This is a genomic window from Actinoplanes cyaneus (genome assembly GCF_016862095.1).
GTDB classification, from domain to species: Bacteria; Actinomycetota; Actinomycetes; order Mycobacteriales; family Micromonosporaceae; genus Actinoplanes; species Actinoplanes cyaneus.
In genome coordinates this window covers 1-16,364 of the sequence record NZ_BOMH01000005.1, presented here as the reverse complement: position 1 = coordinate 16,364, position 16,364 = coordinate 1, and the positions used below count along the sequence as shown (strand labels likewise).

The 16,364-nt window shown below is 72.5% G+C and carries 13 protein-coding genes; 7 read left to right on the top strand and 6 right to left on the bottom strand.

Features of this window, described 5'->3' with window-relative positions; all coding sequences use genetic code 11:
* The first annotated feature begins 15 nt into the window (after positions 1-15).
* The gene (locus tag Acy02nite_RS03680) at positions 16-399 is read left to right on the top strand and encodes a hypothetical protein (protein ID WP_203738354.1); all 384 of its coding nucleotides are present in this window, start codon (positions 16-18) and stop codon (positions 397-399) included.
* The gene (locus tag Acy02nite_RS03675) at positions 396-2,702 is read left to right on the top strand and encodes a TrbL/VirB6 family protein (RefSeq protein WP_203738353.1); all 2,307 of its coding nucleotides are present in this window, start codon (positions 396-398) and stop codon (positions 2,700-2,702) included. Before Acy02nite_RS03680 ends, Acy02nite_RS03675 begins: the two co-directional genes overlap by 4 nt.
* Before the next feature lie 51 nt (positions 2,703-2,753).
* Here Acy02nite_RS03675 and Acy02nite_RS03670 read toward each other — a convergent pair whose 3' ends face one another.
* Positions 2,754-3,197, bottom strand: a complete 444-nt coding sequence (locus Acy02nite_RS03670; RefSeq protein WP_203738352.1) for a hypothetical protein — start codon at positions 3,195-3,197, stop codon at positions 2,754-2,756.
* Between the two features lie 105 nt (positions 3,198-3,302).
* Between Acy02nite_RS03670 and Acy02nite_RS03665 the strand changes: the two genes are divergently transcribed.
* Positions 3,303-3,668 (top strand): hypothetical protein, encoded by a 366-nt coding sequence (locus Acy02nite_RS03665; RefSeq protein ID WP_203738351.1) that lies wholly within the window; start codon positions 3,303-3,305, stop codon positions 3,666-3,668.
* A 65-nt stretch (positions 3,669-3,733) separates the two neighbouring features.
* Here Acy02nite_RS03665 and Acy02nite_RS03660 read toward each other — a convergent pair whose 3' ends face one another.
* From Acy02nite_RS03660 to Acy02nite_RS03650, 3 genes are all read right to left on the bottom strand, one after another.
* The gene (locus tag Acy02nite_RS03660) at positions 3,734-4,741 is read right to left on the bottom strand and encodes a LacI family DNA-binding transcriptional regulator (protein WP_203738350.1); all 1,008 of its coding nucleotides are present in this window, start codon (positions 4,739-4,741) and stop codon (positions 3,734-3,736) included.
* A gap of 596 nt (positions 4,742-5,337) precedes the next feature.
* Positions 5,338-6,330 (bottom strand): type I glyceraldehyde-3-phosphate dehydrogenase, encoded by a 993-nt coding sequence (gap, locus tag Acy02nite_RS03655; protein ID WP_203738349.1) that lies wholly within the window; start codon positions 6,328-6,330, stop codon positions 5,338-5,340.
* 52 nt (positions 6,331-6,382) lie between these two features.
* Positions 6,383-7,330, bottom strand: a complete 948-nt coding sequence (locus Acy02nite_RS03650) for a GlxA family transcriptional regulator (RefSeq protein ID WP_203738348.1) — start codon at positions 7,328-7,330, stop codon at positions 6,383-6,385.
* 232 nt (positions 7,331-7,562) lie between these two features.
* Here Acy02nite_RS03650 and Acy02nite_RS03645 point away from each other — a divergent pair, with 232 nt between their 5' ends.
* Entirely contained in the window at positions 7,563-8,570 is a 1,008-nt protein-coding gene (locus Acy02nite_RS03645; RefSeq protein WP_203738347.1) for a LacI family DNA-binding transcriptional regulator, read from the top strand.
* Between the two features lie 164 nt (positions 8,571-8,734).
* Here Acy02nite_RS03645 and Acy02nite_RS03640 read toward each other — a convergent pair whose 3' ends face one another.
* Positions 8,735-10,210 carry a serine/threonine-protein kinase gene (locus Acy02nite_RS03640; RefSeq protein WP_203738346.1) on the bottom strand — a complete coding sequence of 492 codons (1,476 nt, stop codon included), beginning with the start codon at positions 10,208-10,210 and terminating at the stop codon, positions 8,735-8,737.
* A gap of 127 nt (positions 10,211-10,337) precedes the next feature.
* On the opposite strand from Acy02nite_RS03640, the gene Acy02nite_RS03635 reads away from it, so the two are divergent.
* The gene (locus Acy02nite_RS03635; protein WP_203738406.1) at positions 10,338-11,012 is read left to right on the top strand and encodes a hypothetical protein; all 675 of its coding nucleotides are present in this window, start codon (positions 10,338-10,340) and stop codon (positions 11,010-11,012) included.
* On the opposite strand, the gene Acy02nite_RS03630 is transcribed toward Acy02nite_RS03635, so the two are convergent.
* Positions 11,009-12,025, bottom strand: a complete 1,017-nt coding sequence (locus tag Acy02nite_RS03630) for a hypothetical protein (RefSeq protein WP_203738345.1) — start codon at positions 12,023-12,025, stop codon at positions 11,009-11,011. The two genes, Acy02nite_RS03635 and Acy02nite_RS03630, sit on opposite strands and share 4 nt — an antisense overlap.
* A 157-nt stretch (positions 12,026-12,182) precedes the next feature.
* Here Acy02nite_RS03630 and Acy02nite_RS03625 point away from each other — a divergent pair, with 157 nt between their 5' ends.
* Together Acy02nite_RS03625 and Acy02nite_RS03620 are read left to right on the top strand one after the other, a co-directional pair.
* A complete protein-coding gene (locus Acy02nite_RS03625; RefSeq protein ID WP_203738344.1) occupies positions 12,183-14,033 on the top strand; it encodes a sensor domain-containing diguanylate cyclase in 1,851 nt (616 codons plus the stop codon).
* On the top strand, positions 14,030-16,318 hold the full coding sequence (locus tag Acy02nite_RS03620; RefSeq protein WP_203738343.1) for a putative bifunctional diguanylate cyclase/phosphodiesterase: 2,289 nt from the start codon (positions 14,030-14,032) through the stop codon (positions 16,316-16,318). The genes Acy02nite_RS03625 and Acy02nite_RS03620 overlap by 4 nt, the downstream gene beginning before the upstream one ends.
* The last annotated feature ends 46 nt before the right edge of the window (positions 16,319-16,364 follow it).

Sequence of the window (16,364 nt, the reverse complement as noted above, 5' to 3'; positions counted from 1 at the left end):
CGAGGAGGGTCCGCCGTGCCAGGCAGCGCACGCACGATCACCGGCAGCAGCGTGATCGTGTACCTGGCGGTCAGCCTGCGGTCCCGGCTCCGGGCGCACGCCGCCGCGACCGGGCGATCGCACACCCAGATCGTCTTCGACGCGCTGAACGACACGCACCCCCGCCTGGCCGAGCTCGCCGGCACCCCCATGCCGGTGGACGGCCTTTTCGTGGCCCAGCGCTCCGGCCGCCGCCAGCATCTCGAGGACCAGGTGCAGGTGTCGATCCGGCCGAACCAGGAGAACCTGGCCGTGATCGACGGGCTGGCCGGCCGGCACACCGACGGCAACCGGTCCGCGCTGATCGCGGCCGCACTCGACGCGTACCTTCCGGTTCCTATGAAGGGCCTCCCCGTATGAAGCAGTTCAACGAACAGATCGCCACCTTCTGGACGGACTATGCGGCCCTCGTGGCGCTGGCCGGCGGTCTGCTCGGCGTCCTCCTGCTGATCAGCTTCGCCGTCTGGGCGAAGCGGTCGGGCAAGCCGCTGCGCCCGCTCGCGCTGTCGTTCAGCATGAACCTGGCGCTGCTGCTCAACGCGGAGGGCATGTGGGTCATCGCGACCGAGCAGCTGAACCTGCCGCGCCTGTTCGCGGTGCTGGTCTTCGCGGTCTTCGAGATCTGCTTCCTGACCGCCACCTCGCTCGCCGCCGAGCAGTACCGGAACACCACCGTGTACGGCCCGGACGGCAAGATCGAGACGCCCGGTCACCCCGGCCCGATGCTGTGGATCGCCGCGCTGATCGCCGGGGTCTCCGGCGTCATCGTGGCCAGCAATGCGGTCACCGGCACCGAGAAGCTGCTGCGCCTGGCCGTGCCGTGCGTGATCTTCCTGATGTGGTGGGCGGCGCTGACCGCGGCCGGGCAGCGGGTCCGTCGTGGCCGGTTCGCGTACAGTCCGCGGCGTCTCGCCGAGCGATGGGGCTGGCTCATCCCGGACGACGACCCCGACCTGGAGCGGATGGCGTCCGAGCGGCAGCTGCGGCGCATGGTGGTCAACCACCACCGGGTCAGCTCCGGCCGCTGGCCGAAGGCGTGGTGGCGCAGCCGCCTGCTGAAGGACGCCCGGACCGCCGGGGAGCCGGTGGTGGAGGACGTGGTCGAGCAGCTGGCGCGGATCCAGCGGGTGATGGATCTGCTGGTGCCGGGCGACAAGCCGGTCGTGGCCCGCGCGGTTCCGGCCGCCGCCGGTTCGGCCGCCGCCGGTTCGGCCGCCGCCGGTTCGGCCGCCGCCGGTTCGGCCTCCGCCGCTCCGGTCGAGGCGGCTCCGGTGCCGCCCGCGATCACCGTGGCAGCCGCTGCCGCCGGTGCCGAGCCGGTGATCCAGAACGGTCAGGCGGCCCGTCCGGCGCAGCCCGTGCAGCCGGTGCAGTTCGTGCCGCCGGTCGCGCCCGCCACGACGGTGTCGCCGACGGTCGCGCAACTCGCCGCCTGGGTGAACTCGACGGCGGAGTCGCCGGTGGTCGCTCAGGGGTCGCTCGGGGAGCGGCTGGCGGCGGCGGTCACCCCGGAGGAGATGCTGGGGATGCCGGTGCCACCGGACGGCGCCGCGGTGACGAACGGTGTCGCGTCGGCTAACGGCGTCGCGTCGGCCAACGGTGTCGCGTCGGGGAACGCTGTTGCGTCAGGGAACGGCGTTGCCGAAGTTCCGGGGCAGCGACGCCCGTCGGAGGACCTCGCGCCGGGCAGTTCCACGTCGGCCACGAATGGGCAGCTCCCGGCAATCGCCAATGGACAGCCGGCGGCGGCGAACGGCGGCCCGGGCGACGTGTCCGGCGGCGTTCCCGCGGTGCTCGGCTCGATCGGTGCGGCGGCCGCGCCCCGGCCGTTCGTCTCCACCGCGCAGGTGCCCCAGACCAACGGCACCAACGGCACCAACGGCGCCAACGGCACCAACGGCGCCAACGGCTCGAACTCGCAGCAGCCCGCGGTCCCGTCCTGGGCGGCCACCCCCACCGGCGCCCAGCGGGCCGTCACCATCGTCGGCTCCCCGTGGTGGCGCCTGGCCGTCGAGCGCCTCGCCCGCCTGGTCGCCGCCGAGATCACCCCGGACAACCTGCCCGAGATGACGTACAACCGGGTCGCCGAGCTGGTCAAGAACCTCGCGCCGCGGGTCCCGGACCTCGGCGAGGGCGTCGTGCGCTCGTTCGTCAACGACTACGTGCGGGAGATGAACGGCGAGCCCGGCGACGCGGCGTTCCCGTGGCGCGACCTGCTGCCCGAGCCGGTGACCGTGCAGGTCGGCACGGCCGCGTGGATGCAGGAGATCGAGGACCTGCGGGCGGCTCTCATCGAGGAGATGGAGAGCAGCGACGAGACCGACCCGCGCGAGCTGGCGATCATGCTGAAGCCGAACTTCTCGCGGCTCGACGACGAGAGTGTGCGGGAGTTCGTCAACGACTACGTCTCCGCGCTGGGCGGTCAGCCGACCGGTGGCGACCAGCCGTGGCAGCACCTGCTGCCCCGGCCGCAGGGCGGTCGCGGCCCGAGCGACGAGGAGATCGTCGAGCAGTTCGGCCCGCAGTTGCACGAGCACCTGCGCACCAAGGGGAACCTGACCCGTTACCGGGTCACCGCGGTGACCGGGGTCAAGAGCCCCGCCCGGGCGGACCGCATCAAGGCGATCATCGAGAACCAGGCCGCCGAGAGCACGCCCGCCTGATTGCTCCGTACGGGAGAAGCGGCTCGGGAGAATGTCTCCCGGGCCGCTTTCTCAATCCAGGAGCCACGTCGTCAGGCTGCTGCCGTAGGGCGAGGCGGCGAGGATGATCAGAATCAGCCAGATCGCGGTGAGGACGGCAACCTGCGTGAACGTGCGCCGATCGCCGAGCCGCCACGTGTGCACCATGGTCGCGCCGCCGAAGAGCAGCATCGCGAAGCCGAGCGGATAGACGAACCAGGCGATCAGCCGGCAGACCCCGACGATCCACACCAGTGGGTTCCACACGGAATCCGGCCCGATGAGCATCGAGTCCTTCGGATCGCCGAGCCGATCGAGCCCGGGGTGCAGCACCGCGCCGGGATCACCCACGTGCACGGCGGCCAGGATCAAGATCCCGAAACTGCCGATCAGGTACGCGATGAGCAGCGCGAACTGCGTCCAGAACACCGCCCGCCCGGCGGCCGGGACACGGCGGACTTGCTCGACGTCGGTCACCCGCGCCAATGTACCGGTCCACCGATCGGTGGAGTACTGGCTCCACCCGCCGCTCGGGAGATCGGGCGAGCCGCGGCGACCCCACGCGTTGCGAAGCTCGTCGTCATGAAGAACAACGTGGTCCCGTTCCTCGGCCTGTACGTCGCCCTGAGCTTCTCGACGGTGGGAGCGACAGTCGCCCTGCACTTCAACACGACGCTCGTCATCTCCGACGCCGTCTGGATCCGCGGCGCGATCGTCGCCGCGTCGTCGCTGCTCACCCTCTATCTCGGGCTGCGGGCGCTCGGCGGCGACCGGAGGATGCTGCGCCGCCTGCGGATCGTCACCGCGATCATGCTGGCCGCCACCGTGGTGGTCGTCGCGGTCCCGGGCCTGTTCCCGCTTTGGTTCACGATCGACCAGCTCGCGAGCGGCCTGCTTCTGCTGCCCGTGGTGATCGGCGTCAACCAGCGGCCCGCGGTGCGGCTCTGAGCAGTCCCGGCCCGTTGAGCAGCCCGGCCCGTTGAGCGGGTGCGGCCCGTTGAGCGGGTGCGGCCTCAGGCAGGCGCCGCGCAACTCTCCCGCCAGATCAGCTCGGCCGGAGCGGGCTCGGAAGCCGGCACCGCGTCGTCGCCCAGCGCCAGGGCCATGGCCCGCTCACCCATCCCGACCAGCGGCAGCCGGACCGTGGTCAGCGTCGGCGTCATGTCCCGGGCGATCGGCATGTCGTCGAAACCGGTCACCGAGATCTGCCCCGGCACCGAGATGCCACGCTCGCGCAGAGTCGCCAGGGTGCCGACCGCCATCGAGTCGTTCAACGCCAGGATCGCGGTCAGGCCGGGCGCGGCGGCGAGCAGCTCGGCAGCCGCGGCGGCACCGCCGTCACGGGTGAAGTCGGCGTAGACCACGTGCTCCAGCGCGACCTTCGTCTCGGCGGCCGCGCGCCGGATGCCCGTGAGCCGGTCCGTCGTCGTGGTCAGGGTGCGCGGGCCGGCGATCACGCCGACGCGCCGGTGGCCCAGAGCGAGGACGCGACAGCCCAGCTCGTACGCCCCGGCCTCGTTCGCCGGCAGCACCGCGCTGCCGACCAGCTCGTGCCGGCCGATCACCGCGACCCGGCCGCCGCCCTGCTGATACGCGTTGAGCTCACCGTTGAGCCGCGCCGTGAACTCGTCGTCGTGATAACCCGAACCGGCCAGGATCAGCGCGTGCACCTGCTGGGCGCGCAGCAGCGCCACATAGGCCAGCTCACGCTCCGGCTCCCGGTAGCTGTTGCAGATCACCAGCAGCCGGTCGTGCGCCGCCGCCTGCCGTTGCAGACCACGCGTGATCTCGGCGAAGTACGGGTCCGACACGTCGTGCACGATCACGCCGACCGCCGACTTGCGGGGCCGTGCGACGTTCTGCGCGTGCGCGTTCGGCACGTAGTGCAACTGCGCGACAGCCGCCAGCACCCGCTCCCGGAGCTCCGGCGCGACCTTCTTCACGCTGTCGTTGATCACGCGTGAGACCGTGGCGGGGGAGACCCCGGCCAGCCGGGCCACATCTGCCAGGGTGACCGCCATCCGCACAGCATAGAGAAACCTTCGCCCCGGTGTTGCAGCGCCACTTGCAGTGCCGATCTTTTGCCCGTACGCCGCGAGCCCCGCCCCGCTCCAGGCCGCGGCCGCGACTTCCGGTGGACCCGCTCACGCGATGCTCGCCCCGCTCCAGGTAGCGGCCGCGGCTGCGGGTTCCGGCTGGTGCTCATGGCTGCTATTCGTGCCTCATAACAGCCATGAGCACCAGCTGGGACCGTGAGCCGCGCCGCTGCCTGCTAACAGCGTCGGCTCGCGGACGGCCGCGACCGAGCGAGCTGCTCGCTCTCGTGGCGCGGGGCCCGATTCCGGCTGGTCCTCATGGGCGTTATGAGGCACGAATAACGCCCATGAGGACCAGCCGGAACCCCCAGCCGCGGCCGGGGCCCGGACCACGGCGGGGGTCGCGCGGGCACGGGCGGGGCTTGGTCGTGTCGCCTGGGGACGGGCGCCGAGAACTTCGTACGCCGGCATGGTTGTGCGGAAGAAGAGCGGCGACGGCGCGGCCGGGATCAGCGGGACCCGGCCGCGACGTCGCGGGGTTCAGCGGCTGAGCAGCGGGAGTGTGTCGGTGTCGCGGGGGTTCAGCGGCCGAGCAGCGAGAGTGTGTCGACGACGCGGTTGGCGAAGCCCCACTCGTTGTCGTACCAGGCGACCACCTTGACCAGGCGGCCGTTCGCGCTGGTGAGCAGCGAGTCGAAGATGGACGATGCCGGGTTGCCGGTGATGTCGCTCGACACCAGCGGGTCCGCCGAGAACTCCAGGATGCCGCGCAGCGGGCCGGACGCCGCGGCCTCGAACGCGCTGTTGATCTCCTCGGCGGTGACCGGGCGTTCGACGATCGCGTTCAGCTCGACCAGGGAGCCGACCGGGACCGGGACGCGCACGGAGTAACCGGTGAGCTTGCCGGCGAGCCGGGGCAGAACCTGACCGATAGCGGTCGCGGCGCCGGTCGTCGTCGGGGCGATGTTCACCGCGGCGGCCCGGGCCCGGCGCAGGTCACGGTGCGGGCCGTCCTGCAGGTTCTGCTCCTGGGTGTAGGCGTGGATCGTGGTCATCGAACCGGTCTCGATCGTGGCCAGGTCGTCCAGCACCGACGCGATCGGCGCGAGACCGTTGGTGGTGCAGGACGCGTTCGAGACGACGTCGTGCGCGGCCGGGTCGTAGCCACCGTGGTTCAGGCCGTACGCGATGGTGATGTCCGCCCCCTTGGACGGCGCGCTGACCAGCACTTTCCGGGCGCCCGCGGTGAGGTGGGCGCGGGCGTCGGCGGCCGCGGTGAAGCGCCCGGTCGACTCCAGCGCCACGTCCACGCCGAGGTCTTTCCAGGGCAGGTCCTCCGGCGTACGGACCTTGGTGACCTCGATCCGGCGGCCGTCCACGACGAGGTGGTCCTCGTGGGCCTCGACAGTCCCGGCGAACCGCCCGAGCGTGCTGTCGTAGCGCAGCAGGTGCGCGAGGGTGCCGGAATCGGTCAGGTCGTTGATCGCGACGATCTCGACGTCGCTGCCGGCGGCCGCGCGCAGGACGTTGCGGCCGATGCGTCCGAAACCGTTGATGGCGACTCTTGTTGTCATGCCTTCAGCCTGCTGTTGTGTTCAACGAGGCGGCAGGTGGCGGACCGCCACGTCACGCAACTTTGCCGCCAAACGTCTTGCGGTACTCGCTCGGCGGCGTGCCCAGGATCCGCTGGAAGTGCATGCGCAGGTTCGCGCCGGTGCCCACACCGACGCGCGCGGCGATCTGGTCGACCCCGAGGCCGGTGCGCTCCAGCATCTCCCGGGCCAGGTCGACGCGGGCCCGCAGCACCCACTGCATCGGCGTGTAACCGGTGTCCTCGACGAAGCGCCGCCCGAATGTGCGCTCCGACACACCGGCGTGCCGGGCCATGGCGGTCACGGTGAGGGGCTCCTCCAGGTGGCGCAGGGCCCACTCCCGGGTCGCCGCGAACACGTCGCCGAGCGGCTCCGGGATGCTCCGCGGGACGTACTGGGCCTGGCCACCGCTGCGGTACGGCGCCGCCACCATCACCCGGGCGATCCGGTTCGACGCCTGCACCCCGTGGTCGCGGCGGATCAGGTGCAGGCACAGGTCGAGGGCGGCGGCCACCCCGGCCGAGGTCAGCACCTGCCCCTCGTCGACGAAGAGCACCCCGTCGTCGACGGTCACCTTCGGGTACTCCCGGGCCAGCGTCGGCGCCATCTGCCAGTGCGTCGTCGCCCGCCGGCCGTCCAGCAGACCGGCCGCGGCCAGGGCGAACGCGCCGACGCAGGTGGAGACCATCCGGGTGCCCCGGAACGCGGCGGTCCGGAGCGCGTCGAGCACCCGGGGATCGATCGGGCCAGCCGGGTTCCGGAAGCCGGGCACGATCACGGTGTCCGCGGTCTCCAGCGCCTCCAGGCCGGCGCCGACGTGGTAGTCCAGGCCGTCCCGGCCGGGCACCGGGCCGGCCTGGACGGAGCACGGCACCACCCGGTAGTCCAGGCCGTGCCGGGGAGCGAAGACCTGCGTCACGACACCGACGCCCAGCGGCGACGGCCCGGGCAGGATCAGCATGGCCACGGTATGTGCTCGCATGGGGACCACTCTGCCCGGCGGTGGCAGTTCCCGGAAAGTGGCTGTCCGGGCGGCAACCGCAAGGATTCCGCCACCGTCAGGGTGTGTTTTCATGCACCCGGCCGCACCATGAAACAGCGCGTACGGGCGAGAGCGCTCCCGCGGTCCGCAAGTCGACCACTAGAATCACTGGCCCGGCGGCGTGGCGGTTGTACTTTGTCCTAGCCGGTGACCGTGGAAAGGACGGCTGGCGATGAGGGACAACAGCAACCGTTCGGCCGGGCGGCCGACCTTGGAGGAGGTCGCGGCCCGGGCCGGCGTCGGCCGCGGCACGGTTTCCCGGGTCGTGAACGGCTCGGCACAGGTCAGCCCCAAGGCTCGCAAGCTGGTGCAGGACGCGATCGACGAGCTTGGTTACGTTCCCAATCGGGCCGCGCGGGCGCTCGTCACCCAGCGAACCGATTCGATAGCCCTGGTCGTCTTCGAGTCGGGGGAACGGTTCTTCGCCGAGCCGTTCTTCGGGCGGATCGTCCAAGCCGTGTCGTCGGTACTGGTCGCGCGCAACCTGCAGATGGTCCTGATGATCGCGCAGGCCCCCGAGGAGCGCCGCCAGCTGGAGGGGTACCTGACCCGCCAGCACGTGGACGGCGCGCTGCTGCTCTCGCTGCACGGCGACGACCCGCTGCCGATGATCCTCGAGGAGCGCGGCGTCCCGACCGTCCGGGCCGGGCGCCCGGCGCACCCCGGGCCGTCCAGCCTCGTCGACGCGGACAACCGGGGTGGGGCCAGGGCCGCCGTGACGTACCTGCAGGAGCAGGGGCGGCGCTGCATCGCGACGATCACCGGGCCGATGGATACCGCGCCGGGCATCGACCGCTACCAGGGCTACCGTGACGTCGTCGGCGAGGGCCCGGCCGCCACCGGTGACTTCGGCGAGATCAGCGGCGCGATGGCGATGGAGTGGCTGCTCACCAACTATCCGCAGCTCGACGCGGTGTTCGCGGCCTCCGACATGATGGCCGCCGGGGCGCTGCGGGTGCTGCGGCGGGCCGGTCGCCGGGTGCCGGAGGACGTGGCGGTGGTCGGCTTCGACGACTCCGTGATCGCCCGGCACACGGATCCGCCGCTGACCAGCGTCTATCAGCCGATCGAGCAGATGGGGCAGGAGATGGTGCGGCTGCTGCTGGCGAAGCTGGACGGCGAGCCGGTCGAGCACGAGACCGTCCTGCCCACCCGCCTGATCCTGCGCGGCTCGGCCTGAGCCCGCGCGCGTCGCCCGCCTTGCTGGCGGTGAGGGCTGTCCTGGGGGCCTGGGCCAGCCGTGAGTGCCAGCTGTCGCTTGGTGGCTGGCGGTGACGGCTGTCCTGGGGGGCTGGACCAGCCGTGAGTGCCGGCCGGAGCGGGACGTGCGGGCTCGGCGGCGGGTCAGGCCTGGGCTTTGCTCAGGTCGTCGAGGCGGCTCTGCAGGATGGTGGCCTGGGCCGGGGTGAGGGCGCGCTCGCTCAGTCGCTGGCGGACCTTCTTGCGCAACAGGTCGACCTCACGGCGAAGGTCGGGATCGTCCCGCGTGGCCAGTTCGCCCAGGATGTTCCGGAAGTCCTGCGCCACGTCCTCACGGATCCCGCCCGACCTCTCGCCCTGCTCCACGGCGCTCTGCACCCGGCCGAGAGCCGCCTCCACGGTCAGCGTCGCCGCGGGCGGTGTCGTCGCCTTCTTCGGGGCCGGCGCCGCCGAGGACGGCGCCGCGGCGGGCGCGGAGCTGACCGCCGGGCTCGCGGGCGGCACCGCGGCCGGCGGCTGACCGGCCAGATCGTCACCGGGCCGGGTGACCGCGTGAGCCAGGGCGAGGAACGCGATGGCGGTGGCCCCGAGCGCCGCCCCGACGGCGATCTTCCGGCCGCGGGCAGGCCGCTCGTGAAGGCTCACGTCCGGAACCCGGGCCTGTCCGGCGGGCCGCGCCCCGGGCACGGTCCCGTTGCCCGGGGTCTGCCCGGCGGAGCGCCCCTCGGGCACCGTCCCGCTGCCCAGGGTCTGCCTGGCGGGCCGTGCACCGGGCAGCGGCACGGTGGGTGCCTTCTTGTCCTCCGACGGCGCCAGCTCGGCCAGGGTCTTCCACGCCTCGGCCGCTGACGGCCGCCGCTCCGGATCGTCGTCGAGGCACCGGTGGATCAGGCCGGTGAGCGCCCCGGGCAGCCCGGGTGGCAGCGCCGCGGGCCCGCTCTGCCGGGCGAGCGCCAGCTCCTCCCAGGTGTCCACACTGTACGGCGGCTCCCCGTCGACCATCTCGAAGAGGAGCACGCCCAGCCCGTACAGGTCGGTGGCGGGCTCGGCCGGTTTCCCGTCGAGGCGCTCCGGTGCCGCGTACGCCGGTGTCCCGAACGTCGCCCCGGTGTCGTCGTCGTCCGGCTCGCCGACGCCCGCGCTGATCCCGAAGTCGAGCAGTTTCACCCCGCCCGGGCAGAGCATCACGTTGCCCGGCTTGATGTCGCGGTGCACCACCCCGGCGGCGTGCGCGGCCGCGAGCGCCCCGGCGACGGCGGCTCCCACCGCGGCGGCGGCCGGCCACGGCATCGGCCCGTCGCAGAGCCGGGCCGCGACGGTCTCCCCGGCGAGCAGCTCCATCACCACGAACGGGACGACCGAGCCGTCCGGGCGGACCGCCTCCCGGTAGTCGTGGACGGCCGCGATGCCGGGGTGCGAGAGCCGGGCGGCGAGACGCGCCTCACGCCAGGCCAGGTGCGCGGCACGGATGTCGCCGGCCGGGAGCTTGACCGCGACGGGACGGTCGAGCAGCTCGTCGGTGGCCCGCCAGACCTGCGCCATGCCGCCCGTCTCGATCAAGGTGACGAGGCGGTACCGCGAGACCAGAAGGGCACCCGGCGCCGGCCAAACATCGTGCATGCCCGGAACATTCGCCCAGTCCGGGTCCGCGTGTCAACCGGCAACCGATTCGCACCCGGTCGAGCGGGCCGGCCGCAACGCGCGTTCTCGACAGTAAGAACTCCCCCGATCACGAGGAGTTCCGAACATGCGCATGCGTCGTATCGCTGTGGCCGTCGCCGTGGCCGCCGCCGTCACCGTTCCGGTCGCGTCCACCGGGATGGCCGCCTACGCCGCCAAGCCGGGCTCCTCACCCGCGGCGACGAAGCCCGCCCCGACGAAGCCCGCGCCGGCGAAAGCTGCGCCGGCGAAGCCCGCCCCGGCGAAGAAGAGCCCGCCCAAGAAGGTGGTGAAGGTCGCGTTCACCGCCTCCGGCAAGGTCACCGCTGTCGCCGCCGGCCAGGTCACCGTGGCGGTCAAGGGCGGGACCAAGGACGTGAAGGGCCGGACCGTCACGATCGCCGTGCCGTCGAGCGCCCGGGTCCTGCTGAACGGCAAGCGGGTCGCGGTGACCGCGCTCGCCGCCGGTTACCAGATCACGATCACCGGCACCCGGGTCGACGCCGTCTACACCGCGGCGAAGGTCGAGGCGAGCGGCAAGGTCGTCAAGCCGTCGCCGAGCAAGTCCCCGGCCCCGACCACGTCGCCGAGCACGCCCCCGGCCCCGACGAGCTCGCCGAGCACGCCGACGACGTCGCCGGCCCCGACGGCATCGCCCAGCACGCCCCCGTCCGCGTCGCCGAGCACCTCGCCGTCGGAGGAGCCGGGCGAGGCCGAGCCGGACGACTCGGCCGACCCGTCGGACACCCCGGCCGAGGATTAGTCGACGGTCCTCGGGAGGGTTGCGGCGGCCTCGCGCAGCGCGGCCGCCGCGACGGCGTACCCGTTGCTGGTGTACGTCCGTGACAGCGTCCCCGGGATCGTGAAGTACGCCGCGGACAGCTTCGCCGGGTCGGTGGCGAGTTCCCCGCGCGCCGGCACGTCGTTGCCGTCGTCCCAGCCCCACGGCGCGTTCGCCGAGTTGGTGCCGCAGCCGTAGGTGCCGGTGCCGCAGCCGCCGGTGGTGTCGCCGGCGAACGTGCCGAGCGACGCGAACAGTGTCGGGTTGCCGCGCTGTGCCCACATCCCGCCGGACGCGAAGATGTCGATCAGTTTGTACCGCACGTCCCGGTCGTCGGTGCCGGACGGCGCCTCGGCCGTGGTCGACGGGTAGTAGACGAGCCCGTCGCCGTTGATGGTGTACTGCGGGTACGCCTTGAGCCCGTGCCCCTTGGCCTCCTGCGCGGTGACCGGGTGTGCCAGCCCGTCGTGCGGGTTGGTCTGCGTCCGCAGCGTCCCGTCGATGGTCTCGCCGCCGTTGGTCCACGTGCTCCCGGCGGGGGTGTACGAGTAGAAGTCGCTGTGTGCCACGGTGACCGCCGCGCGCAGGATGCCGTAGTCGCTGCCGTCCTTCTCGATCACTTCGAGCAGGCCTTCGCCGTCGTTCTCGTGCTCGGTCTCGAACAGCGGGTGGTCGACCCAGTCGCGCGGGTGGAAGAAGAAGTACGTCAGGTACCAGTGCGTGCTCGTCTCGACGACCGAGTAGTACGCGTACGCCGTGACGTCCTTGCCCGCGTTGTCCCAGTTGTTGCGCCCGTTCAGGTCGCCGTCGAAGTCGTACCGCGTGAGGTAGTCGGATTTGCCGGCCAGTGCGTGATCGCCGGTCGCGTCCACGTCCTGGTAGTGGATGGGCGCCCAGCGCAGCGCCAGCGCGGCGTTGCTCACCGCGGCCCGCGCGGGGGCGGCGAACGCCGTGGCCAGCACCAGCCCGGCAATGATCGCACCGCTTCGTCGCATCGACTGTCCCCTTTGCCAACAGATTCAGATGTATGAATCAAAGAGGCTGATGGTGACGGTGAGGCGAAGTTCTCTTCAAGGCCGGACGCGGAAACCCTAAACGCGCGGAGCTCTTCGCCGATCGAGGGTCAGACGGGAACCGTGGACGGGTGGGAGAGTGGTTGTGCTCTGGCGTGACCGGGTGCTGGCCCCGCTGGTCCTGCTGACCGTGACGGTGTGCGGCTTCTACGCGCTCGACCTCGGCAGTGACCGGCAGAAGCTGGTGCTGTGCTGGATCATCGCGCCGCTCACCGACCTCGGCACGTTCCTGCTGTCCCGGCAGCTCTACCGCAATCCGGACCTCGCCCCGGCCAACCGCCGGTTCTGGCGGGCGATGGGCGTGGCCGGTCTGCTCTTCGCCGCCGGCGACAGCTATCAGCTCGGCTCGGTCCTCAGCCATCCGGGCCGCACCGGCCTCGAGCTGACCGCGCCGCAGAGCCTGCTCGGCGTCCTCGGCGTGGTCCTGGTCTGCGTCGTCGGCCTGCTGCACCCGAGCCGCTGGTGGTCACGCGACGCCCGGATCCGGGTCGCGCTGGACGCCGCCATCATCCTGAGCGCCGCCGGTTCGGCCATCTGGTGCGTGCTGACCCGGTCGAGCATGGCGCACGCCGGCCCGGCCGGATACGCGGCCTCGATCTTCGGCTGCGGCATCCTGCTGGTCGGCGGTTTCCTGGCCGTCAAGCTCGGTCTGAGCGGCTCCAGCCCGATCGCCTGGCAGGCCGCCGTGCCGCTGGTGATCTGCTGCCTGGTGCAGGCGGCCGCCAACGCCCTGCTGCCCAGCGAGAGCCTGCGCGGGCTGACCCTGCCGGTCCTGCTGGTCCTGGTGCCGTGCCTGCTCACGCTTCTCGCGCCGCGGCTGCAGACGGTGGCCGTCCGGTCCCGGAGGATCGCGCCCGGCCGTGCCGCGGCCGCCGGCCGGCGGCGCTACAGCGTGCTGCCCTACCTGGGCACGGTCATCTGCGCGGTCGCCCTGATCGCGGTGCTGACCGGCCAGGGCCTCGGACTCTCCGCGTGGGGCGCGCTGATCGGGCTGCTGCTCAACGTGGCGCTGGTCGTCGCACGGCAGATGCTGGCACTCGCCGAGAACAACACCCTGCTCGACCGGCTCGACGAGAGCCTCGCCGAGATCCGCCGCCGGGAGCGCCGGCAGGAGGCGCTGCTGCGGCACGCCTCCGACATCACCGCGATCATCGGCACCGACGGCATCGTCAAGTACATGAACCCGGCCGTGGAGCGGGTCGTCGGCGGCTCGCTCGACGAGTTCCTGAACCGCAACTGGCTCGACCTGATCCACCCGGGCGATGCCGGGCGCGTCGCCGCGGAGATGGACAGCGTCTTCGCCGAGCCGGGCGCCAAGGCCGCGTTCGAGCTGCGCGTCCTGCACGAGGACGACTCCTGGCGCTGGCTGTCGGTGGTCGCGGTGAACCTCGTCGCCGAGCGCGGCATCGGCGGCGTCGTGATGAACGCCCGGGACATGACCGAGGAGCGCGAGCTGCGCGAACGCCTGCGTTTCCAGGCCGGGCACGACGCGCTGACCGGGCTCGCCAACCGGCGTCAGTTCACCGATCGCCTCCGTGCGGCGGGCACTGCCGAGGTCACCGTCCTGCTCGTCGACCTCAACGGCTTCAAGCAGATCAACGACACGTACGGCCACGCCGCCGGCGACGCCGTCCTCCGGCACGTCGCCGAGCAGCTGCTGGCCGGCACCGGCGAGGACGACCTGGCCGCCCGGCTGGGCGGTGACGAGTTCGCGGTGCTGGTCGGTTCCGGCGCGGGGGCGGCGCGGGACCTCGCCGGGCGGCTGCGTGCCGCGCTGGCCCAGCCCGTCGAGGTCGGCGGGCAACGCCTCACGGCCGGCGCCAGCATCGGCGTCGCGACCGGTCCCGCGGACCGGCCCGACCACCTGCTGCACCTCGCCGACCTGCGGATGTACGCCGACAAGCAGCGCTCCCGGGAGCTCACGTCATGACCAGGCCCGTGCGTCATGTCGCCCTCACCGGTGTGTTCGTGCTGCTCAGCACCCTCTGGTACGTGCTCTGGACGGTCACCGGCTTCGGCCCGCTCTCGGTCGGCTACCTGTTCATGCCGCTCGCCACCGGCGTCGCCGTGTTCGCGGTGCGCGCTCTGCGCCGGGAGACGACCGACCCGGTCGGCCGCCGGTTCTGGCGTGCCCTCGAAGCGGGCTGCGTGCTGGTGACCGCCGGATTCGCGATCCTCGCCGTCGCGGCCGTCGTCTCGACCCCGGAGCTGCCGGACATGCCACCGGCCGGCGCCGCGTTCGCCGGGGCCGGGCTGCTCGCCTCCATCTGGGCGGTGGCCCGGGTGCCGCTGGGCGTGCACCACCGCCGGGAACGGGTCCGGCAGTGGCTGGACCGCACCATCGCCTTCCTCGGCTGCGTCACGGTCCTCTGGCACTTCGGCGTGCTGCCGCTGGTGACCGCGGACGAGCAGTGGACGCCGGCCAGCCTCAGCATCCTGATCCTGGCGTTCGCGTTCGCCGCCGGGGCGATCACCAAGGTCTCCTACATCGCCGGCGGGCCCGTCGACCGGATCGCCGTGCGCACGGTCGCGGCGACCGGCCTGGCCGTGGGCGGGGTGGCGCTGCTGGACGGGAAGTTCGGCTACGCCGGGATCCTGCCCGGGCAGACGCTGTGCATGCCGCTCATTCCGCTGCTGGTGACGTCCGGGGTGTACCTGCAGCGCCGCGCCACCGGTCGGCCGCCGCGCGGCCGCGGCAACGTCTGGCTGCCCTACCTGGCCGTGCTGGCCGTCGACCTCCCGCTCGCCGACGTGCTCCTGAGCCCGCCGGTGCGGGACGGGGTCCCGGAGGGCCGGCTCGTCGTCGGGTCCGCGGCCGCCGTCACCGCGCTGGTCCTGGCCCGCCAGTTCCTGGCCAACCGGGACAACGTGCGGCTGCTGCGCGAGCGCGAGGCCTCCGAGGCCCGCCTGCAGTACGAGGCGACCCACGACGCCCTCACCGGCCTCGGCAATCGCGTGCTGTTCAAGCAGCGCCTCGATCAGGTCCTGACCGGCGACGGCGCCACCGTGCTCCTCGTCGACCTCGACGACTTCAACACGGTCAACGACTCGCTCGGCCACGACGTCGGCGACGAGCTGCTGATCGCGTTCGCCGGCACGCTGCGCGCCGCGGCCGGTGAGGACGGCGAACCCGCCCGGCTGGCCGGTGACGAGTTCGCGGTGCTGATCACCACGCCCGGGCAGGACCGTGCGGTGGTCGAGCGGATCATGACGGCGATCGGCGCGCCGATCAGCGCGCACCGGCTGCTCGTGCACGCCAGCGCCGGCATCGCGTCGGCGCCCGCCGGGACCCCGGCCAGCCACCTGCTGCGCGACGCGGACGCGGCGATGTTCACCGCCAAGCAGCGCGGCAAGGCCAACTGGGTGCGGTACGCCCCCGGCATGGAGAAGCCCGCCCAGGCGCACGCCCAGCTCGGCGGCGACCTGCGCCGCGCCCTGGACGCCGGCGAGTTCGCCCTGGTCTACCAGCCGATCGTGCACCTGGCCACCGGGCGGGTGGTCGGCGTGGAGGCACTCGTGCGGTGGTTCCACCCGGACCGCGGCATGGTGTCACCGGCCGACTTCATCCCGGCCGCCGAGCGCACCGGGCTGATCGTGCCGCTCGGCCGCTGGGTGCTGCGCGAGACGTGCCGCCAGGCCGCCGCGTGGATCGCCGAGTTCGGCCCCGGCGTGCTGGAGAAGGCCGCCCCGAACGTCTCCGTCCGCCAGCTCCACGACCCCGACTTCGTGGCCGACGTGCGCGCCGCGCTCGCCGACAGCGGCCTGCCCGCGCGACGCCTCGTCCTGGAACTCACCGAATCCGCGGTGCTGCGCGGCCACCAGGTGCTGCGCGTGCTGCACGAGTTGCACGACATGGGGGTGCGGCTCGCGCTCGACGACTTCGGCACCGGAGAGTCGTCGCTCAGCCTGCTCCGGGCGTTCCCGGCCGCGGTCGTCAAGCTGGACAAGTCGTTCGTCGACCACATCGAACTGGACGAACCCGGCAGCGCCGCCGCGAACGCCCGCCAGGCCGTCGCCCGCGCGGTCGTCCAGCTCGCCGACGCTCTCGGCCTGGACACGGTCGCCGAGGGCATCGAGAACCAGGAGCAGGCCGACCGGTTGCTCAAGCTCGGCTACACCGTCGGCCAGGGCTACCACCTGGGCCGTCCGGTCAGCGCCGCCGAGCTCACCGCCCGCCTCGCCGCCGAGCAACGCTCCGTCCCCGCCGCCGCCTGAAGATCAAATTCTTCATTGCCTGCCTCCGCTGTGGTCCGGACCGCCG